Origin of the sequence: Colwellia sp. MB02u-6 (assembly GCF_014077095.1) — a bacterium.
GTDB lineage: Bacteria > Pseudomonadota > Gammaproteobacteria > Enterobacterales > Alteromonadaceae > Cognaticolwellia.
Map to the genome: position 1 here is coordinate 154,260 of NZ_JACGVG010000035.1, position 22,074 is coordinate 176,333.

The window sequence follows — 22,074 nt, forward strand, 5'->3', positions numbered from 1 at the left end:
ATAAGGCAGGTAAAAAACTATTGGCGTGAATTTTAATTTTTGGTCAAAACGAGTTGGCGATAAACATCAATTAACTATATTACAAACTCTATTAGTCAATGGCTGAAAAGTAATGCAAACTAGCAAATAACTTAAGCGAACGGGTTAACTGCTAGCTTATTTTCATTTCGCTGCATATTTTAGTTAACACAATTAGCCCATTAATGGCGCCATATTTTTTCTGGATAGATATTATGAATTTAGATAAATCAACAAAACGTATAGCAAAAAAAGTTAAGGCAGGTTTTCAGGGCTATCCTCAAATTACCTTGGCATATTTTGGCGAAGCTGAAGATTGTGCGACACAAGTGGTGGTTAGTTTTATGTTAGAAGCCGGTGCTGATACTCAGGAAGAACGTTTTTCTAGCAAAAGTGACATTAGAAAAGACGAAACTATTCAAACGACTATAGTAAAAGTTATTGAACGGGCAGAGGCAAAAACGGTTATAGAAGTTGCGGGTGTGGCAAAAATTAAATAACAGCAGTCAATTATGCCAACTGTTCGCTAGGATGATATTGCTAAAAGTACTACTCATACTTAGCGCTCAGTAATTGGTTAAAGCTCATTTATAGCTAAGTTACAGCAGCACAAATTAGCATATATCAGCGCTGCAGGCAGCTTATAGACAAAACAATGAAACCCACATAACCACTATCATCAAAACAGTTTGCTGTGTGTAATGGCAAGAGTTTTAGCACTTTAGGTTAAACCTATCTGTTGCAAGTTAATTGCTGCGATAGCCGTTAAAATAGCAGTTTTTAGTGTTTAGGCTTTTACTTAAAAAATTCTTTGCCACAGGTTAATTTTTTATGGCGGCGTCGGTAGTGATTTAGCCAACATTTATTGCTATAAATGCTGGCTAGGCTATAGCATATCTAGCTTAAGCATGCGCTGCATGGTAGTTAACATCAATTTATCAAGATTACGCTGATTATGTTATTATCTTGACTAATTGCCTTATTGAACATTTCATCATTATATTGCCATGACAAATCTTGCCCCTTGCTTTACGTTATTCTCCCAAGCTGTTGACTCTATAACGCTGCCAGAAAAGTTTACTTTCCCATTTTATTACCAACCACAACCGTTAGCGGTTAAAGCCGTTGAGCAGTTACAGCAACAACTTGCAATACTGCCTCAATGGCTGGAGGAAACAGTATTAAATGCGCCAGTTGCATCAAAAAAAACCAATGCTGGAAAAATGTTTGGTGTGTTGGTTGTGCAAAAAAACCAGCAAGAGTTAGGCTTTTTAAGTGCTTATTCTGGGCAACTTGAGGACAACACGGCGGATATTAACTTTGTGCCTGCAGTGTCTAATATGCAATTGCAAGACGCTGCCTTTTTGGCAGAAAATCGTATTATCAATAATATTAATGCTGAAATTGAGCAGTTAGCGCATTGCGAGCCGCTGAGTGTTATTAATAACCAACTTAGTGCGGCGACAGCAAGTTATCAGCAAGAGTTAATCGCGCAGCAAAGTTTAATGGTAGCGAGTCGTCTGCAAAGAAAACAACAACGCAGCGAAGCTATTGATCGTCTCGCGGATCATGACTTTGAACAGTTAAAAGCAAATTTAGCGGGGCAAAGTATTCAAGAAAAAAAGCAACTGCAAGCGCTAAAGCAATCTTGGCAAGACCAACTCGACTTATTGCAGCAAGCACTAGCGAGTATTACCAGTGAAATTGCCAAGTTAAAAAAACTGAGAAAATCACGCTCGAAAAATTTACAGAAAAAACTTTTTGCTCAGTACCAATTTCTTAATGCTAAGGGCGAGGTTAAAGACTTAAACGCCATTTTTGCTGAACTACCTGATCATACTCCACCGGCTGGCGCGGGTGATTGCGCTGCGCCTAAACTATTACAATATGCTTATCAACATAACTTAAAACCACTCGCTATGGCTGAGTTTTGGTGGGGCGCTGCGCCAAAATCGGCTATTAGACAACACAAAAATTATTATCCGTCTTGTTACAGTAAATGTCAGCCCATTTTGACCCATATGCTGCAAGGTTTGCAGGTCGATGATAATCCGCTGTTGATCAACCCTGCACTGGGTAAAGAGCTAGCGATTGTTTATCAAGACGCAGATATGTTGGTGGTTAATAAACCGGCCGAATTTTTGTCAGTGCCAGGTAGAAATATTGAAGACTCAGTTTATTCACGCATTAAAAACCAATTCCCACAGGCCTCCGGGCCAATTATTGTCCATCGTTTAGATATGTCGACCTCGGGTCTGTTAATTATTGCTCTCAATAAAGTAGCCCATAAAGCGCTGCAAAAACAGTTTATTGAACGCACCATAGAAAAACGCTATGTCGCTTTGGTTGATGGAAATATTGTGGCAGAAAGTGGCAGTATTGACTTGCCACTGACTTTAGATTTTGATGATAAACCACGGCAAATGGTCTGTTATCAACACGGCAAACACGCGCTAACCACTTGGCGAGTAATTGAGCGAAAAAATAACACCACACGACTGCACTTGTTCCCTAAAACTGGGCGAACGCATCAACTTAGAGTGCATTGTGCCCATGAAATGGGCCTAAATATGCCCATTATTGGCGATGATCATTATGGTTTAAAAGCAAATCGCTTACATTTACATGCCGAGTATTTGTCGTTCTGTCATCCCATTAATGAGACTAAGCTAGTGTTTGAAGTCGCGGCTGATTTTTAGTGAAAAATTCTGCATAAACTTTGGGTTTGATCACTGACGAATAAAAGCCAATTAGCCTATAAATCAATAACAGCTAAGTCATAGGATTTGGCTCTATTAGGTTAAATCGTATGGCTGTTAACCGGTTAAGCTGAATTGGCTCAAGTTAGAATTCATCTTAATAGCTCGCTCATGAGAGCTATTAAATAACAGGTATCAGGTATATTTTGTATACTTAAGATAAAGCCCAAGCTCTGCGCTAAATTTCGTCAGAACTCTTCCCAAATTTTTATAAGCCAAATTTATGAGCTAAAACTTCATTCAGTGCGGCTGCTAAAGCAGTATATAAAATGGCGATTAAAATTTAGTGCAAGCAGCAAAAATAACTAATTCACTTGCAATAAGTTTTACCGCACCAGCTTTGGCTTGTGCATTGGCAAAGCCTGACCTACATTAATTTAAGTAGCGTATTTTAATGCTTAAGTATGTCCACGATGGAATTATATAATTAAGTAAATAACTAAGTATATAACTAAGAGGGAACTTAAAATGTTAAAAAAAATATTAGTGAAAAAATTTGGACTTGGCTTAGTCTTATCGAGTCTCAGTTTACTTTGTGCTCAAAGTCAGGGCGCGATTATAACCAGTTTTGATACTGGCGTTGATGTTGAAGTCTCATCTACATTTTCTGTCAATGAATTTGAAACAGAATTTTTTGCTAGTCAAGTGTTTGTCGACGGCAGTGCATCTGGAGACGCAAGTGGTAGCGATGATTTTGGCCCCGTTATCCTTGGTTCTGATGAGCTTGGTATAATCAGCGCTGCGGCTGATGGCCAAGTAAACGGTATGGGAGGGTTTGTTCAGAGTTACTGGGTAACAGGGGGATATTTATTGTTTGATAATAATACGGGCTCAGATGTTTCTGTCAATGTGCTTTTTGATATCACTTGGTTTGCAGAAATTTTTACTACTAGCAGTGACGAAGAAGCCTATGCTACTGCTGGTTTTTTTATTGAAGATAGTTTTGGCGACATGGTTTTTGAAGACTTTATCGAATTGGACAGTCTTATTAAAGGGCCTGGAAACTTTAGTGAAAGCGACTCTTTTCAAGTCAATTTTAATTTTTTTTTAGCTGATAATGATTCCGAAGAATATTTTTTTATCGCAGATAGTTTTGGCTTTGCTGAAAGTCCACAAGCCGTTCCTGAGCCTAAAAGCCTATTGTTAGCTGGCTTAGCGCTTTTATTTGCGTTTCGAAAACGTAAACTTAATAGCTAAAAATAATTAGTGATTCCAAACCTGCTTTTTGGCCTTGTTCGATGCGTTGGATAGAGCTTATATTTAAGCCACTGAACTAGGCTAATTGCTCTTGATACCATGCTGTTTAAGTCTTAATTTTCGAACCATCATTTATTTCTCCGGGTAACTGTTCGGATTGAATTATTCATTAGTAGATGGATTTTCACTCCGACTTTCGCCCAACAATTTACTAATGTCAATTAAAATTCAATGAGTTATGTCTGCTGTGTTGTTGGTTTATTAGTTTGTCAGTTTATGAAGAAATATTAATGTCCTTTAGCAGTTCTGCCGCATCGTCAAATTCATAAATCTCAATTTTTGCCATAATGTCTTTTAGTGCTTGATGATAGCTTTGCTGTTGGGTCATTGCTAGCAAGGTATGAATGCTATCAATAGCTGCTACATCACAGTGTTCTACATCAATAATGAGTTGAGCCATAAGTGCTTTACAGGCTGACATATTGAAATTTATATCAGTAGGCTCTTGATGCTCTAGTCTGGCTAGTGCAATTTTAATACGACTAAGTTCATTTTGGCACTGTGTTAAAAGTCGTGGTTTTATATCACGCTGGACAGCGTTGTTTTCTAACTGTTGGCAAAGTTCGTAAAGTGGTGTCGCGCCAATATTGCCAGCGACACCTTTTAAGGTATGTGCCAGTAATTCTATGTGAGCAAAATCATGGTTGCTAAATGCCGTGCTTATTGGTGTGATGGCATTGACATGGTTAGCTTTAAATTTAAGCAGTAAGCGCAAATACAGTGCCTGATTATTTTGCGCTATTGCTAAGCCTGCTTTTATGTCGATACCGTCGAGTTCAGGAATAGTAATTTGCTGATTTTTGTCAGCTAATGACAGAGCTCTATCATTTTTTTTATGCTTTATTTTATCTAGAGTATTGAGTTTACTTGGCTTGCTAGGTGTTACCCACTGTGCCAATTTGACAAATAACTCATCAGTATTGATGGGTTTGCCAATATGTTCATTCATGCCAGAGTCTAAGGCCTTTTGACGATCGCCTGCCATCACATTAGCGGTCATCGCTATAATAGGTAAATCGATAAAACGAGGATCTTGGCGCAGTTCGCCAGTGGTGGTGTAGCCGTCTTTAATCGGCATTTGGCAGTCCATTAACACACCGTCAAAGTGTTCAATATTAAGACGCTCTATGGCTTGTTGTCCGTTATTGGAGACCACCACTTCAATACCATGATGAGTTAATAACTCAGTCGCTAACTCTTGATTTATTTCATTATCTTCAACCAGTAATATTTTTGCACCCTGTAGGGTATGTATTGCCAAGGGGGCATCATGAACAGAAAAATTATATTTAACACTAGGCAGGTTTTCGTGACCTAAAGCTATTAATAGGCTGTCGAGTAAATTAGAAGAAGTTATTGGTTTACAAAGAGTGGAATATTTTTCATCCCCTTTGAGTGCCAGCTCCGACATTCTTTGTTTGTTAGGCAGAATATGTAATATGGGTAAACCCATGCTCGCCGATCGAATTAAACCTAAATCGCTACAGTGTTGGTTATCACTGCAATGGATAAGATCGAATATTAAGGCATCAAAAACCTTGGTTTTGCCTTTTAGCTTAGGTAGCACTGCTGCAACACAGCTATAATTTTTGACTATAAAGCCCCATGATTTTAACATCCGCTGTAAAATAGCTTTGTAAATTTCATTGTCTGTTACTAAGGCAACTTTTAAACCTTCAATTGCAGATAAGTTTGGTTTTTTAGCCTTAATATTTTCTAACGACTGGCTTTGGTAGCTAAGGGTGAAATGAAATTTACTGCCCTTATTTTCTTCGCTTTCTAACCATATTTCACCATCCAATAGTTCAACAAGGCGCTTGCAAATCGCTAATCCTAAACCAGTTCCGCCATATTTTCGTGTTGTTGAGGCATCTGCTTGACTGAAGGATTGAAATAATTTTTTTTGTCGCTGTGCACTTATCCCTATGCCAGTGTCACAAATAGAGAATTTTAAGGTGACGTTATCGTCACGCTTATTGAGGCATGAAACGTGAATTTTTATTTGCCCTTGTTCGGTGAACTTAGCGGCATTACTGCCAAGGTTAGTTAATATTTGGCTCAGCCGCAGTGGGTCACCAATAAGGTTAATGGGGACGGTATTTTCAACATCAAAAATCAACTCAGTTTGTGTCTCGTTAAGCTTATCGACTAACATCATACTAAGGTTATCGAGAATATCATCTAAGCAAAATGGGATAGATTCAACGTCGAGTTTATTGGCTTCAATTTTTGAAAAGTCTAAAATATCATTAACGATACCTAGCAAAGATTCGGCCGCGAGATTGACCTTGGCGATATGATTTTTTTGTTCAGGTGTTAAATTGGTTTTCAATGCTAACGCCGACATACCAATAATAGCGTTCATTGGTGTGCGAATTTCATGTGACATATTAGCTAAGAAATTAGACTTAGCTTTAACCGCTTCTTCTGCTAATGCTTTGGCATGAGCCAACGTTTGCTCAGCCATTTTTTGTTCACTGATATCAACAAAGGTACCTAGTAAGCCGCCAGTGCAGCCATTAGCTTTGGCAAAGCTTTTTACCCAATACATGGTGGTATGTTCTAAGCCATCGGCGTAAACCAGTGGTATTTCTTTTCGCACCATGCCCATTGAGTCAATAACTGCCTTGTCTTCTGTTTGGAAGGCTTTTCGGTCTGCTAATGGCAAATAGGCGAGGTCTAGTACGGTTTTACCAATAATATCGGCTCTTTTCACATTAAAGGTTTGTTCATAGGCTTTGTTAACGTTAGTAAATTTCAAGTCAGGGCCTTTAACAAAAATGGGGTATGGAATAGTATCAGCCAGTGCTTGTTGGAAAAGTAGGTGTTCAACTAATGCCGCGTTACGTTTTTTGCGTTCGGTGATGTCGCGAATAATGGCAACAATAAAGCGATCATTATGAATATCAACAGCGCTGACGGTTACTTCTGCAGAGAATTCACTACCGTTTTTGCGTCGACCGTTTAGCTCGAGGAGCTTTTTCTCTAGGGTAGGCTCGTGCAATAAGTGATGAAAAATATGTAAGCTGGTTTCTTCTGGTAATAATCGCTCAATTTTTTCGCCAATAAGTTCAGCTTTTTCGTAGCCAAACATGGTTAATACTTGCGAGTTAACAATGCTGTGCTCTCGATGTTTATCTAACATCAAAATGGCGTCAGGTGCTGACTCCATTAAGGCGGCAAATTGTGCTTTGGCGGCATTTTTTTGTGTAACATCGATTAAAGTTAACCGCACTTCGGTTAATTTATTGTTGTCATCATAAACTGGCAAGGCAGACATCATAGTGTCGATAGTTTTTTTGTCATTTATTTTGACTGGAACTTCACACTCTAAAAGCCGTGATTTAGTCTGAAATATTTGGTGCACGTAATGGGCTGGTGCAACAAAGTTTTGCCAATTTAAGGAGGAAAACGTACCTCTTGGGCGTTTAAACATTTGTGCGAAGACAAAATTGTGTTTAATAAACTCACCTTGAGCGTTTAAGGTCACATAAGCGACTGGCGCATGTTCATATAACTGCCACATCGCACGCTCGCGTTGATGTAATTCAGCAGTACGTTGTGCAACGAGTTGCTCTAATTCTGCTTTCGAGTGGCGCATATATTTTGTTGAACGTTGGCCAACCGTGAGTGTAAATACGTTAGACGTTAAGGTTAATAGTAAGGTAATAACAGCAATTAACATTAATTCATTACGCAATGAACTTACCCCTCCCATCGCTTCATCTGCATTAATTTCGGTTGCAATACCAAAACCGTACTGATTATTCCATAACCAAGCACCATAAACGGTGACACCGCGATAGTCGTTATAACCCAAAACATTGCTGGCAATTTTATGATCTGTGATCAAGCTAATGTTGTCTGACCGGGCATTATTGACTAGTTGGTTTGCCATAAAAGTAAAGGGTAATTGCTGGCTGTTAATCACCGCATCAGGGTTTTGCATGACATTAACTTGTGGGTCTTTAAGTGTGATCAGTTGCTTGTTTTTGCTGTGTTCTTGAAAATAGTGTAGTGATGATAATTCAGCGTCAAAGCGACTTTTTGAGAGCATTTGGCCTAATCGACTGACTAAGTAGCTTTCGCCTGAGGCGCCAATGCGACCTTGGGCTATAATACTAGATATTTGGCCACTCACTTCAATGCTAATGGATAATGCCGCAATAACCTGATTTTTTTCATCGAGGATCGGCGTAATCATATACATATTGTATTGATCTATTGTATTGACCGAGTGGCTAAGTGAGTGCTTAATATCAGAGTTTATCGAGGGTACAAATCGACTTTCTCCAGCAAAAACAGCAGCGATAATATTGGGGTGTTGTTGGGCTATTAGGTTAATTTTACCTAGGCTGTCATTATCATCAGCGCTAATGTTGATGAAGTCTTGATTAATAACTGAAAAACCTTGGTTTTTAAGACTCGTTTGGCGCAAGTATTGGCGAATATTAGGCTGTGATTTCACTGTGATGAGTGTGTCGTGCAACGGGAATTGCAACAGTACGCTTTTAGTGAGATTAACTAATGTCTCATCTTTAGCGATTTTTTTTAATAAGTTTTCTTGCTCACTTAGCCAATCATTGAGTCTATTTTTTGTTGCTTCAACGACAAATTCAAGGTTTTTTTTGATATTGGCTTGGCTGATTTTTTCATTGTCTTGCAAGGACAAGTAAATAACACTAAAAATAATGGCAATATTTAATATCGATACGGTATGAACGATAAAGGGGAATTTTTTTGATGCCATAAAGGAGGCTAGGTGCTGTTGGCTAACTAATCTTGGTAGCAGCAGTGTTGAAAAAATTAATAACAGTGAAATTATTACCATCACAATAATTAATGACGTGCTGCTATTAATGGTAAGTTGTTTAGGAGCAAAGCTGCTTAAGGCATCTTCTAGTAATAGATTAGTGGGAATGAAAGGCTTATCTATCATGCCCAGTTGATAATAAATCTCACTTATTTTTTCCATGCGGGTGCGGGCGATTGAGCCAAGAGGAATAAATTTAGCTAAAATTATTTTACTAATTTCGTCTGCTTCAAAAGCTAAGTGGCGATAAGACTTGTTTTGGCTATTATATTTTTCTGCAATTAATTTAATGATTTCTGCTTTATGATTGAGCGCATATTGCCAACCTTTAATGGTTGCCTGACGCATTGCTTGTACACGTTGAGGGTTGTTTTTTACCTCTGACTCACTGGTGAAAAGATTGTCGCCATAAAAATCAATACCATAGTCTCTTGGACTAATGGTTAATATATCAATATTGGCTTGGTCAAATTCAAACGGTTCATTAGTATCATAAATTAAAATAGCATCGGTTTTACCGGTAATTAAGGCTGAAAATCTGTCACCTTGTTCTTGCCAAGTAAAGGCTGACATATCTTGTTCTGCTTGCATAAGCATGGCAGTAATAGGGGCGAAATTTTTTAATCTTGTATCTATCATGATGCGCTTACCAAGCAGATCAAATGGACGGGCAATACGGGAAGATCTTAATGTGGCGATAGTCGCCGGTGAATGTTGAAATATTTGTGCGACAATAACAACCGGTTTACCATTATTTTTCGCGACAATTAAACTTGAGTCATTGATGCCATAATCGGCTCTGCCGTCGATGACATAATTTTCAATGGGGCTTGAACCTTTGAATTCTCTTAACTCTACCTCTAAGCCCAGTGCTCGATAAAAGCCTTGTTCTTTTGCTGCGTAATAACCAGCATATTGAAACTGATGCAGCCAGTTGAGCTGAATAGAAACTTTATCAAGTTCTTGCCCTAAACCTTGGCCACTAAACATGAAAGATAAAGTACAGACTATGGTGATTAAGCTGTTTTTAATGGTAAAAAAATTTAACATATTACGCGCGTTCGGCCCATTGTTTGATAATGTTGGCTAGTTGTTCAACCCCGTCAGTTAACGCTGCGGGTCCGGGTTGTAAAATATCGGTAGAGTTTATCTCATAGATGTCACCATTTTTTATCGCAGGTATTGCTTGCCAACCCGCTCTAGAGGTAACTTTTTCTTGCTCAAATTTACGACCACACCAAGAGGCAATGTAGATATCAGGCTGTTTGGCAATAACATCACTGGGGTCAGCCACAATGCGGTTTTTGGCTAAGGACTGGCCAGAAAACTCTTGATAACAGTCTATACCACCGGCAATTTCTATTAGCTCACTTACCCAGCCAATGCCGGTGATAATAGGGTCAAACCATTCTTCAAAATAAACTTTCGGGCGTACAGGTAACTTCGCTGCTTGTTGTTTAATTTTACTTAAATTATTTTGTAAATCGCTGACTAATTTTTCGCCTTTTTTTGGTTGACCGATTAAGCCAGATAAGGTGCGTATCATCTGCAAAATTTCACTGACACTGCGATGATTAAAGCAATGCACTTGTATGCCTTGTTTGATTAAATCGGCAACAATATCGGCTTGCATATCAGAAAAGGCCAGCACTAAATCTGGTTTTAGTGAGACTATTTTTTCTGTTCTTGCGGTGATGTAAGCACTTACTTTTGTTTTTTCTTTTCGCGCGCGTTCAGGGCGCATGGTATAAGCTGAAATGCCAATAATGCGATGATCTTCTTCCATCAGATAAAGTGCTTCGGTGGTTTCTTCTGTTAAGCAGATAATTCGTTCTGGCCATCTAGGTTCAGCAACTGGCATCATGTATTTTCCTTGTTGACTCGCTATCAGTCTCGTTACTAGTATTCGTTTTGATATGAGCATGTCACGAGTAATATCATGAACTATGTCTCGCCATAAGCTAGTTGTTATTAGGCTGAGTGCTTTTTACTTTATCAAAAACAGAGGCACAATGATGATTTTTTAATTAACCTACAGGCTATTATTGGCTCACTTGATGTTATCGCATCATAATTAAGTACTTAATGCGCTAAGCTTGTTTGCTATATTTTTCGGCATTATGGGGTGAAAGTTGGCTTAAGTTGACGCTTGAACGATAAATTGTTATTTGTTTAGTTTAACGGCCATGGAGACGAAATAAAGCTAATAAGTTAGCTTTTATGCTTAGGAACCCGGTTATATTACAGCAACATTATTTTGAAAAAAGTGAGGATATTGATATTCTTAACAGCCAAGTGAATAAAAAATAAACCTTGCTATTTCGCTCTAGCTGTCGATAATCGCGCCATTAATTAAATAATGTCATATTCAATTTTACTTTTTTATGTTTTGAAAGCGTAATGAAATAAAACTGGGAATGTGGTGAAAGTCCACAACTGTACCCGCAACTGTAAACAGAGCGATATATTAACCACTAAATCTTTTGGCTAAAAGTGATTTGGGAAGGGATATATTTAGATGCTGTAAGTCAGGATACCAGGTGAATTATGAGCATTAGTTACCACGTTGAGCGGGTTACTCGGGCATTGGATATTTTATCTATTTTCATTTATACCGCCTCAGTGGTGAAGATGAATTTGCTCGCTATATCACTAAACCTTATTGACGTTAATCACATATATTGGCCAACTGATGTTTAGTTTGCTACTAGTTAGGTGTTGAAATGTTTGATATGAAAACTGTTAGTAATGAACACTCAGAAAAATTAAAACGGTTAAGGTTTATTATGCGCCTAATCATCTTGATCAGAAATTACACTTCAACTCTGCTCATTTAACGTTTTTTGCCAGTAACACTCTACTGATGAGTACTTTGTCAGCAAGAATTTTACTGACGATTGAGGTGTTGCTAGCGAAAGTGTTGCTATTGCGCCCAGTAAACTCATCAAGCAAATGAATAACCAAGTACATCAAGCCATAGTTGATATTAATCAACATCGAGAAATACAACTTGAGCGATTAGCTGATGTCTGCCAGCAGCATTTAGCTATGGATAAAATTTACAACATTATTAATCATGGTGTCGATACGCCGAGTAATAAGCTGTCAACTCAGTAAGGCGAAAGAATTTAAACAAGCGACAGTAACTGAACACTTTAGTGACTGTTTTACATGGTAAGTTCGAGGGAAGAAAATGAAATTTTTTCACTGCCCCCGCAACGGTAATCACAGTGTTAAGCGTTTTATTTATATAAAGATATATTGATAGAAAGCTTGGCCATGTTAGTCCGAGCACTTTAACTTGCATAATTAAACTGCGCTTAAGCGCGGTAATACCAATGGTGCGGAGGGCATCGTTAATGAGGTCATATGAACATTAAGCAAAACAATTTTTTCAAAAAATCACTATTATCACTTGCCGTTATCAGTGCTATGTCGACAGCTTTTGTTGCTTCAGCAAGTACCAAAAGTAACGCAAAAGATATTGAAGTATTAACCGTAACGGCAACCCGTACCCACTTGAATATTGACGACGCGCTGACTAGCCAAGTGGTTATTACACGTGCAGATATCGAGCTAGCTAACCCAATTTCATTATTAGATTTATTATCTACAGTACCCAGTATTGATATTGCCACTAATGGCGGTAGAGGGCAAAACGCCTCGATTTTTATGCGTGGCACTAACTCAGATCATACCTTAGTACTGATTGATGGCGTGCGAGTGAGTTCTGCCACATCGGGCGGCACAAGTTTAAATACCATTTCGCCAGAGATGATCGAGCGTATTGAAATCGTGCAAGGCCCACGTGCAGCATTGTGGGGTTCAGACGCCATTGGTGGTGTTATTCAAATATTTACTCGTCAGTTATCCGCGGGAGAGTTGTTTGCCGGTGCTAGTTTTGGTACTGACAACTATCAAAAATATAAAGCTGGCGTAGGTATTAGCCATGGTGACGGCCAAACGACTATCACCATCAGCAAAGAAGAAAGTGATGGATATGATGTTCAAGAAGGCGCTGAAACTGATGATGATGGTTACGAATTTACCTCGGTAGCAATTAGAGGTCAGCAAAAAATTACAGAAGATTTTTCAGCAGAGTGGTTGTTATCAAGTGATAGCGGCGACAATGAATATGATGGTTATTATAATGGCTCTGACTTTAAAAATCATGCGTGGTTAGTTCGTGCCAATTATGCCACGAGTATTAAAGGTGTAAATAACAAGACCGTTTTTTCTGTTGGGCAAAGTCGTGACAGTATCGACAGTTTAAGCGATGGCCTTTCACAAGGGGTTTTTGAAACCCGTCGCAATCAATACTCGATTGTTAATAACAGCCAACTTTCTGATGATCTGCAAGTTAATATTGGTGTTGATTATTATCAAGACGATGTCTCTAAAAGTAGCATAGTTTTTGACAAAGAAGAAAGAGACACCACAGGTGTTTTCGCCCATACCTTATATACTGAAAATGCATGGACATTTGAAGCGACCTTAAGACACGACAGTGTTGAAGATGTTAACTCAGAAAATACTTATAATTTCGGCGTCGGTCATAAAGTTGATGAAGATACTCGCGTGGTACTTAATTATGGTACTGGTTTTAAAGTGCCTACTTATAATGATTTATTCTACCCAGGTTTTGGCACGCCAACACTTGATTCAGAGCTTTCTGAAACGGTAGAGTTGTTTTTCGAAACAAAAATTGCTGAAGTTAACACTAGTGTTAGCTTATACCGTTCAAAAATTGATGACCTAATTGGTCAAAAAGATGGTGTGGCAGCAAATTTCAAAAAAGTTGAAATTAATGGTGTTGAACTCTCAGCCAACTATGCTGGCTTTGGTGGTATGCATGACGTTAATCTTTCTTATACGGATGCCAAAGATCAATCGACAACAGATAATACTGGGCGCTTAAGTTATGAGCAGTTAATTCGTCGCGCGAAAGAAAAATTCAACTATAAATTTGTCACCACAGTGAGCGCAGTAGACGTTTACGCAGAATATCAATTTGTTGGTGCAAGAGAAGATGCCGTATTCGGCATTGGTAAGGTTGATTTAGCGAGTTATCAATTAATTAATTTAGGGCTGAACTACGATGTATCTCACAATGTTAGCGTCTCTTCTCGTATTACTAATTTATTAGATAAAGCCTATCAAACGGCAAGTGGCTTCAACAGCCAAGAACGCGCACTTTATCTTGGTATTACTTATCATAACTAAGTTGTATTGACCTGTTGGCTGTTATTATGGCTTAACGCTTTTGAAAGAGTGCTTAAAGCGCTTTTAAAAGAGTGATTAAATAGCCCTATAAATAAAAAAGGCACCCTCTATAACAGTAGGGTGCCTTTTTTATTTTATCCGAGTGTGTTCGATGTGGGCGCTGATAACACTATTTTAGTTAATAGTGCTTCTTGTTGGCAAAACAAGCGATAAAGCTGTAATTGATTTTTTGCTCGGACTAAATTGTGGCTGGCGTAAGTGGTTTTAAAGTACTGATCACCATTTAAAAAGTCAGTTAAAAATCGAATACTGAGCATAAACGGCATCAATTTAATACCAAGGATTAAACTTCTGCGTTCAGTTTCGCTGAGCGAGCCATTAAAACCCCCAATGTAAGCGTTGGTTAACGCGGTTAATATCTCAAAATTAACGCTCATATTATCGAGTTCAGCACTATCTTCGGCAATTGACGGACAACAGCTGCGTACCATATCGCCAAAATCATGCATCACATAACCTGGCATACAGGTATCTAGATCAATCACTGCAACGGGCTGCTTGGTTGTTTTGCTAAAAAGTAGATTGTTAATTTTAGTGTCGTTATGGGTAACACGTAAGGGCAATTTTTTAGTGATTTCAGCGATACTGTCGATAAAACTTTGCTGAGATTTAATAAAGGCAATACTTGTCCGAGCATTTACTAATAGTGTATCTTCAGCGCTTGCTAGTGCTTGTTGAAATTGTTTTATTCGTATGGATAAGTCATGAAAATGTGCAATGACTTCAGCTAATTCTTCACTGTTAAAATCACTGAGTGCGGCAGTAAATTTTGCAAATGCGCCAGCCACTGCACTGGCTTGCTCGACGCTAGTTATTGACTCTAGGGTATAACACTGGGGAATATAATGCAGGCAACGCCAATATTGTTCTTGTACTTTAACATGGTTTTTATTATCTATACTGCGCAGCTGATAAACCGGTGTTAAAGGATAGTTTTTATTGTCAGACTGAATTTTTAAGTATGCGCTAATCAGGTCAGCATTATCAGTTACCTGCAGTGGAGCATTAAAAACTTGTTGATTTAAATGTTGTAAAACAAATTTTTTATCAAGTGTTTGGACTAAGTAAGTGTTATTGATCAGGCCATTGCCGAGCAAAGTGATTTTACAATTTTCTATAGCATAACCAAATTGTGCTAATACTTGTGCGATTAATTTATGAGGTAAGGCTGAAGTCATAGGATGTTTATTATTGACGATAAGACGCTATAAATACGCGAAACCTTATCTACATAAAGAGTTGCACATATTAAGCGTTCGACATTTTAAGTTACTGACATATTAAGAGATAGTTGCCAAGATTAAAAGTCTTCATTTGCTATTAGTATTTAAGAAAAGCGAGGCCAAGCTAGTAACAGTTAACTTTTTGCCTTTATATTTACCGTGCTTGACCTCCGACCGTCTTCATTCTTTTCTTCCTGTGAGATGTTTCTTTTTTTTACAGGGAGGAAACAAGGAGAAAAATTTAATATATTGCAGGGCTGCGGGGGTGTTATGTTAAAGGCGAAAGCACTTTATATTTGCCGTGCTTTACCTCCGGCAGTCCACATGCTTTTCTCTCTGTGAGATGTTTCTTATTTTTACAGTGAGAAAACAAGCAGATAACCAAGGCTAGTGTGCATGTTTACGCGCTAAACGCTTTAAATTATCGATAGCTTCATATGATTTTGCATAGGCGAGGACAATTTCTCTAGTCAGTTGTAAGCCAACTATCGGTCTAAACACTACGTCACTGCGCTTAATAATTTCACTATGTGCCGGTAAAAAGGCACAACCTAAACCGGCATGTACCAAACCCAGTGCATAATCTATGGTGGTAATTTTTGCTCGCACATCAAGACTAATACCCGCCAGCGCTAAAGTGTCTTGTAAGTTATTCCAAGCACTGCAGGGTGTGCGTTGAATAAAAGGTAAGCCATCGAGCTGCTTTAACGTTACGGTATCCTTGAGTGCTAATACGTGGTCGTAAGGCAATACCAGCAAGTAGTCTTCTTGCCACATATTGATATATTGTTCACTATCATGGAGTTCGTCTTTTAAAATAATACGCGCATCAACTTTATCGGTATGAGGGACTAAGGTCAGCTCAACCAAAGGATTGGCTGAGGTAAAATCTTTTAATAGCAGGCTCATGCGCTCAACACCTAAACCTCGGGTTACGCCTAAGTTAAACGGCTGTTTATCAGTTTTTTCTGAAAAGACATTTTTGATTGCCCCCGCTTGTCCTAGCAGTTGCTTGGCTAACGGAAAAAGTTTTTCCCCTTGCTCTGACGGCGTTACACCACGAGCATGACGAATAAAAAGTTGCACACTAAGTTGTTGCTCTAATTGCGCTATTGCTGCCGATATTGACGGTTGGGCAATAAAGCAGGTTTTTGCCGCCGCACTAAAGCTTTTTAACTCATAGACGGCAATAAAATAATTCAGTGATTTTAAATCCATAATAATCTTAGTTACCTTAGTGCCGTTATCGTTATCGTTATTGGTAACGTTATCAGAATCGGTATAGGAAAAAACTATAGCAGATAAAGGAAAAGAATATTTTAACTTTGGCTGGTTTTTGCTTATTATTTTTGTGCTTTGTTTTACATACTTTGTTTTAGCGTTTGTTTGATAGCTTAAATAGTCTTACAAGACTAATTTTAAACCACAAAAATAACAACTATCCCCGTGGAGATATGATGTCTGATCGCAATCAATTGGTGAATGAAAACTTTATCCATTTTGTTCGAGCACGAACGTTACCTGAATCAAGTTGTGCTTTAAGCCCTAATGATGTCGGACTAAGTTCAGCTGAAGTGATTGACCTATTTGAAACGCAAGTCATGAGTCGCCACCTTGATTTGCAGTCACGCGTGATGCAGAAAAAAGGTCAAAGTTTTTATACTATTGGTAGCTCTGGCCATGAGGGCAATGCCGCTTATGCCAAGGCATTTCGCCCGACAGATATGGCCTTTCTACATTATCGCAGTGCCGCGTTTGTTATACAGCGTAGTAAGCAAGTGCCTGGACAAACCATTTTATACGACATGCTATTGTCATTTGCGGCCTCAAAAGATGACCCTATTTCTGGTGGTCGTCATAAGGTGCTCGGTAGTAAAGCACTCGCTATTCCGCCACAAACTAGCACCATAGCATCACATTTACCCAAAGCCATGGGTGCTGCTTTTAGTATTCCGCTAGCAGAGCGTTTAGCCCATCAAGGCGAAATTCCCAATGATGGCGTGATTATTTGTAATTTTGGCGATGCTTCATCGAACCATTCCACTACACAAGGGGCAATTAATAGCACAGCTTGGGCGGCCTATCAGTCGATTCCTATGCCGATTGTTTTTGTCTGTGAAGATAATGGCATTGGTATTTCAACTGCAACCCCAGAAGGTTGGATTGCGGCTAATTATGAAAACAGAGCCGGTTTAACTTATCTCTATTGTGATGGCTTGAATATTTTAGATACTTACCAAACCGCCAAAAAAGCGGAACGTATTGCTCGAGAATTACGTAAGCCGGTGTTTTTACATATTCGCACCGTGCGTATACTCGGCCATGCGGGGTCTGATGCTGAGTTTGTTTACCGTGATATGGCCGATATTACCGCAACAGAATTTCAAGACCCACTATTACACACAGCGCGCATTATATTAGAAAACAATCTATTAAACCCAGAAGAGCTGATTGAAATTTACCAAGATATTGAAGGTCGCATTGCGGTAATCGCTGAAAATGCCGCTAGCAAAGACAAGCTAACTAGCGCTAAGGCGATAATGGCGAGCATTGTCCCTCAGGTTCATAAAGCACCAAGTTCAATCGCGGTCAGCGAGGAAACCCGCAAAGAAATTTTTAAGCATGAGCAACATAATCTGCCTAAAAAACAGCATTTAGCCAAATTGATTAATTGGACATTAATGGATTTGATGGCTGAATACCCCAATATTGTGATGTGCGGTGAAGATATTGGCAAAAAAGGTGGTGTTTATAACGTTACGGCTAAACTATGCGAACGTTTTAGCAAGAACCGAGTGATCAATACCTTATTAGATGAGCAAACAATTTTAGGTACAGCAATTGGTTTAGCGCATAACGGTTTTTTACCTATCCCTGAAATTCAATTTTTAGCTTATGTGCATAACGCTGAAGATCAAATTCGTGGTGAAGCAGCCACCTTACCGTTTTTCTCTAATGGCCAGTTTACTAACCCTATGGTGATCCGCATTGCAGGTTTAGCTTACCAAAAAGGTTTTGGTGGTCATTTTCATAATGATAACTCTTTTGCTGTATTTCGTGATATTCCTGGGTTGATTATTGCTTGTCCGTCAAATGGCGCAGATGCGGTTGAAATGATGCGTGCCAGTGTGCGCTTAGCACAAGAGCAGCAACGCATGGTGATATTTTTAGAGCCAATAGCCTTATATATGGCGAAAGATTTACATCAAGAAGGTGATGGCTTATGGACTTTTGAATACCAAACGCCAGCATTGGCAGACAAGAGTATTGATTTGGGCGTTAAGGTTGCAGGCTCAGGTAAGCAAGTGTGTATTTTAACTTATGGTAATGGCAACTATTTATCTCGCCAAGCACAAGCAAAACTAGCCAAGCAGGGCATTGAGGCGCGTGTGGTTGATTTACGTTGGTTAGCACCGCTAGATGAACAAGGTATTTTGGCGCAAGTAAATGCTTGTGAGCAGGTGCTTATTGTCGATGAATGTCGTCAAACGGGATCCATTAGCGAAGCCTTAGTGACCTTAATTCATGAACAAGCCAGCAACGACACTAAAATCAAACGTGTTACCGCCAGCGACAGCTTTATTCCTCTTGGCGCAGCGGCTTATGAAGTGTTGCCATCGGTGGAAAATATTGTCGATGCTGCCAAGGAGATTTGCCAATGAGTTCGTCAGTTAACAATAGCGCTAAAAAAAGCGTAAAAAAAATGTATAACAGCAAGCAAAGAGTGGTAGTTATTTGTCCTGGTCGTGGTACCTACAATAAAGAAGAGCTAGGTTATTTACAGCGTTTACATAGTGATAAAACTGAAATAATTTCATTAATTGATGATTTTCGTGAGCGCGAAGGGCAAATAAAAGTCGCTGAACTTGACGGTATGGAAAATTACAGCATGCGTACACATACGGCGGGTGAAAATGCCTCTGCGCTTATTTATGCTTGTGCGCTAGCAGACTTTCAAGCGATTAATAAAGACCAGTTTGATATTGTCGCGGTGACAGGAAACTCTATGGGTTGGTATATCGCGTTAGCGGTTGCCGGCGCTTTAAAACCAGATAAAGCTATCGAGTTAATTAATACTATGGGCTCGATGATGACAAAAGGGCTTATTGGCGGGCAAATGATTTACCCGATCATTAACGATGATTGGCAAGTTGATCCAGCGCAAGAGCAAAAAGTAATGCAATGCTTGGCACAGGCAAATCAACAAAGTGATTGTGAAGTTTATCTGTCAATTAAGCTCGGTGGCTACCTTGTTTTTGGTGGTAATAAAGCGGGTTTAAAAGCCTTAGAGCATTTACTACCTGAGATGCAAGACCGCTACCCCATGCATTTGTTTAACCATGCGGCTTTTCATACACCGCTGCTTGATAATGTCTCAAAACGTGCGATGTCTTTAATGTCAGCTGAACTGTTTAATGCTCCTGAAATACCGTTAATTGATGGTTTAGGACAAGTATGGCAACCTTATAGTTGTGATGCTGAGCAGTTATATCACTACACGCTTGCTACCCAAGTGGTTGAGCCTTATAACTTTTCAAAAGCGATAGAAGTGGCCATTAAAGAGTTTGCGCCAGATAAGCTGATTATTTTAGGCCCAGGTGCGACCTTAGGCGGTGCTGTAGCGCAAAGCTTGATCAGTCATCATTGGCTTAACTTAGAAAGTAAGCTTGACTTTATCGCTCAGCAAAAACAAGATGCCTTTATACTCGCTATGGGTTTAGCAGAACAACGTAAAAAGGTTGTAAAATAAGCCTTATGTCGACAGGTATTATTTCAAGCTAAATAGCGTTTACAATTTTGATGTAAAATAAAATAGCCGAAAAAATATTTATTTTATACAATAGACAAAAGCAATTTCCGTTTCGAGTTAATTAATGATCACAAGCCGTAAAAAAAATGAAGCAGAGTTAGTATTCGCGTTTAAAGCATTACTAAAAGAACAGTGCTATGGCTCACAAAGTCAACTTGCTGAGGCCTTGGCCGAGCAAGGCTTTAAGAACATGTCGCAGGCAAAGATTTCCCGTTTGTTATCTAAACTTGGCGCAGTGAAAATGCGAAATGCGAATGATCAAGTGGTCTATATTCTGCCAGATGAGTTAGCCGTACCAAAATCAAAGCAAGCTATTCAATCTGTGGTGATCAGTGTCAAACATAATAATATGCAGATTATTTTAAAAACAGGGATTGGTGGCGCACCATTAATTTCAAGAATGCTAGATAGTCTAGGTGAATCAACCGGTATTTTAGGTACGCTAGCAGGTGACGACACCATATTTATTGCACCTACAGATATTAATCGCATTGATGAAATAACCAGAGATATTAGTTTGTTGTTAGGTGTTTCAACGCAATAGTTTAATATATTGAATTAGATGCTAGTGTAACCTGACAGGTATAAATGCGAACTGAAAATAGTTTTAAGCTGTCAGTTCTGAGCTATCAGTTAGCAGAAAGTAGCGATAAGCCTAGTGAGCAGTTTTTGTAGGCTCGTTGTAGGTTGGACTTTAGTCCTTCATCTTGATTTAGAAGAATATTCAGCTTGATAATCCATCATAACTAACCGTCTATTCGATGGTGTAAACACGAATCCACAACAAGCACTGATGCATAGGTAATTCACGTTAAACCGTTTCAAATACAAAGCGAGTTTGGCTATAAAAAGGCTGTTCTGGCCGCACTATGGTGTTGTTGATATTAGCGCCGTTAATACGGGTAGCCAAGTTTTGTGGTTCAAAACAAAAGGCTGAATGTTGTTGATAAACGCAGTGTTCTTTACCTGTTTCGCTGCCATCAATGTAATTAGCTGTGTATAAAATCAAGCAAGGCTGAGCGCTATACATAGTTAATTGCCGGCCTGAGTTAGGTTCAAATGCTCTTGCTGCAAATGTTTCACCACTGATAACATTATCATTGCTTAACCAATAATTGTCGTATCCTTTAGCGATAATCACTTGTTCATCGTTTGAGTTAATGTTTTTACCTAAAGCAGATAACTGACTGAAGTCGTGCGCGCTATTTAGCACGGCTCTAACTTCACCTGTTGGGTAAATATTTTCATTCATCGGTAAAAAATAATCAGCGTTTATTTGAATCTGGTGCTGATAGATATCACCAGATTTATGCCCTGCGAGGTTGAAATAGCTATGCTGAGTTAAGTTAATTACGGTGGTTTTATCGGTATTGGCAAAGTATTCCACGGCTAGTTCGTTGCGACAATTAAGGCTATATTTTACTTTGAACTGGACATTACCCGGAAAACCGTTGTCACCATCAGGACTGGTATGTTTGAGTATTAAACTGACTTTTTCAGCCGAACTTTCAGTTGTTGCCAGCCAGAGTTTTTTGTTTAGCGCCTTGTGACCGCCATGAAGCTGACTGTCATTATTATTGATATCAAGCTGATAAGTTTTATCATCAATAGACAATAGTCCTTGATCTATTCTACCGGCATAACGGCCAATAATAGCACCTAAATAATAAGGGTCATTTTCATAGGCTGTAATGTCATCGTAACCCAAGACAATATCGCTTGAAATAGCATTTTTATCTAAGGTTTCCAAAGCAACAATAATACCGCCGTAATTACTGATTTTTACTCGAACACCGTGAGTATTTGATAAGGTAAAAAGTGTTGCGCTTTCGCCATTACTTAAAGTGCCAAAGGCGCGCTGAGTAATGCTTAGGCGGTTAATTTTGGGCTGGGTTGACATGTTTATACTGC

General features: G+C 38.9%; 14 protein-coding genes and 2 riboswitches. Of the genes, 9 read left to right on the forward strand and 5 right to left on the reverse strand.

What is annotated here, in order from left to right:
* Positions 1-233: 233 nt before the first annotated feature.
* The 3 genes from H4J46_RS10300 to H4J46_RS10310 all read left to right on the forward strand — a co-directional run bounded on the left by H4J46_RS10300 (position 234) and on the right by H4J46_RS10310 (position 3,974).
* The gene (locus H4J46_RS10300) at positions 234-518 is read left to right on the forward strand and encodes a hypothetical protein (protein ID WP_182233418.1); all 285 of its coding nucleotides are present in this window, start codon (positions 234-236) and stop codon (positions 516-518) included.
* 507 nt (positions 519-1,025) lie between these two features.
* The gene (locus tag H4J46_RS10305) at positions 1,026-2,717 is read left to right on the forward strand and encodes an RluA family pseudouridine synthase (protein WP_182233419.1); all 1,692 of its coding nucleotides are present in this window, start codon (positions 1,026-1,028) and stop codon (positions 2,715-2,717) included.
* 528 nt (positions 2,718-3,245) lie between these two features.
* Positions 3,246-3,974, forward strand: a complete 729-nt coding sequence (locus H4J46_RS10310; protein WP_182233420.1) for a PEP-CTERM sorting domain-containing protein — start codon at positions 3,246-3,248, stop codon at positions 3,972-3,974.
* 274 nt (positions 3,975-4,248) lie between these two features.
* On the opposite strand, the gene H4J46_RS10315 is transcribed toward H4J46_RS10310, so the two are convergent.
* Together H4J46_RS10315 and H4J46_RS10320 are read right to left on the reverse strand one after the other, a co-directional pair.
* Positions 4,249-9,897, reverse strand: coding sequence for an ABC transporter substrate-binding protein (locus tag H4J46_RS10315; RefSeq protein ID WP_182233421.1), 5,649 nt, complete (start codon positions 9,895-9,897; stop codon positions 4,249-4,251).
* 1 nt (position 9,898) lies between these two features.
* Positions 9,899-10,711, reverse strand: a complete 813-nt coding sequence (locus H4J46_RS10320; RefSeq protein WP_259365791.1) for a cobalamin-binding protein — start codon at positions 10,709-10,711, stop codon at positions 9,899-9,901.
* Between the two features lie 502 nt (positions 10,712-11,213).
* A riboswitch (cobalamin riboswitch) is annotated at positions 11,214-11,407 on the forward strand.
* Here H4J46_RS10320 and H4J46_RS10325 point away from each other — a divergent pair.
* The 3 genes from H4J46_RS10325 (at position 11,395) to H4J46_RS10335 (ending at position 14,070) form a co-directional block, all read left to right on the forward strand.
* A complete protein-coding gene (locus tag H4J46_RS10325; protein ID WP_182233422.1) occupies positions 11,395-11,547 on the forward strand; it encodes a hypothetical protein in 153 nt (50 codons plus the stop codon). Its footprint overlaps the riboswitch before it by 13 nt.
* Before the next feature lie 252 nt (positions 11,548-11,799).
* Positions 11,800-11,964, forward strand: coding sequence for a hypothetical protein (locus H4J46_RS10330; RefSeq protein WP_182233423.1), 165 nt, complete (start codon positions 11,800-11,802; stop codon positions 11,962-11,964).
* Positions 11,965-11,986: 22 nt separating this feature from the next.
* Positions 11,987-12,161: riboswitch (cobalamin riboswitch) on the forward strand.
* Positions 12,162-12,216: 55 nt separating this feature from the next.
* Positions 12,217-14,070 (forward strand): TonB-dependent receptor domain-containing protein, encoded by a 1,854-nt coding sequence (locus H4J46_RS10335; RefSeq protein WP_182233424.1) that lies wholly within the window; start codon positions 12,217-12,219, stop codon positions 14,068-14,070.
* A gap of 134 nt (positions 14,071-14,204) precedes the next feature.
* Here H4J46_RS10335 and H4J46_RS10340 read toward each other — a convergent pair whose 3' ends face one another.
* Positions 14,205-15,308 carry a phosphotransferase enzyme family protein gene (locus H4J46_RS10340; RefSeq protein ID WP_182233425.1) on the reverse strand — a complete coding sequence of 368 codons (1,104 nt, stop codon included), beginning with the start codon at positions 15,306-15,308 and terminating at the stop codon, positions 14,205-14,207.
* A 432-nt stretch (positions 15,309-15,740) separates the two neighbouring features.
* Positions 15,741-16,571, reverse strand: a complete 831-nt coding sequence (locus tag H4J46_RS10345; protein ID WP_182233426.1) for a LysR family transcriptional regulator — start codon at positions 16,569-16,571, stop codon at positions 15,741-15,743.
* 239 nt (positions 16,572-16,810) lie between these two features.
* On the opposite strand from H4J46_RS10345, the gene H4J46_RS10350 reads away from it, so the two are divergent.
* The 3 genes from H4J46_RS10350 (at position 16,811) to argR (ending at position 20,707) form a co-directional block, all read left to right on the forward strand.
* Positions 16,811-19,015 (forward strand): alpha-ketoacid dehydrogenase subunit alpha/beta, encoded by a 2,205-nt coding sequence (locus H4J46_RS10350; RefSeq protein ID WP_182233427.1) that lies wholly within the window; start codon positions 16,811-16,813, stop codon positions 19,013-19,015.
* Positions 19,012-20,103, forward strand: coding sequence for an ACP S-malonyltransferase (locus H4J46_RS10355; RefSeq protein WP_259365792.1), 1,092 nt, complete (start codon positions 19,012-19,014; stop codon positions 20,101-20,103). Before H4J46_RS10350 ends, H4J46_RS10355 begins: the two co-directional genes overlap by 4 nt.
* A 124-nt stretch (positions 20,104-20,227) precedes the next feature.
* A complete protein-coding gene (gene argR, locus H4J46_RS10360; protein WP_220462994.1) occupies positions 20,228-20,707 on the forward strand; it encodes a transcriptional regulator ArgR in 480 nt (159 codons plus the stop codon).
* A gap of 267 nt (positions 20,708-20,974) precedes the next feature.
* Here the strand turns inward: argR and H4J46_RS10365 are convergent, their stop codons facing one another.
* Positions 20,975-22,063 (reverse strand): aldose epimerase family protein, encoded by a 1,089-nt coding sequence (locus H4J46_RS10365; protein WP_182233428.1) that lies wholly within the window; start codon positions 22,061-22,063, stop codon positions 20,975-20,977.
* Positions 22,064-22,074 lie beyond the last annotated feature (11 nt).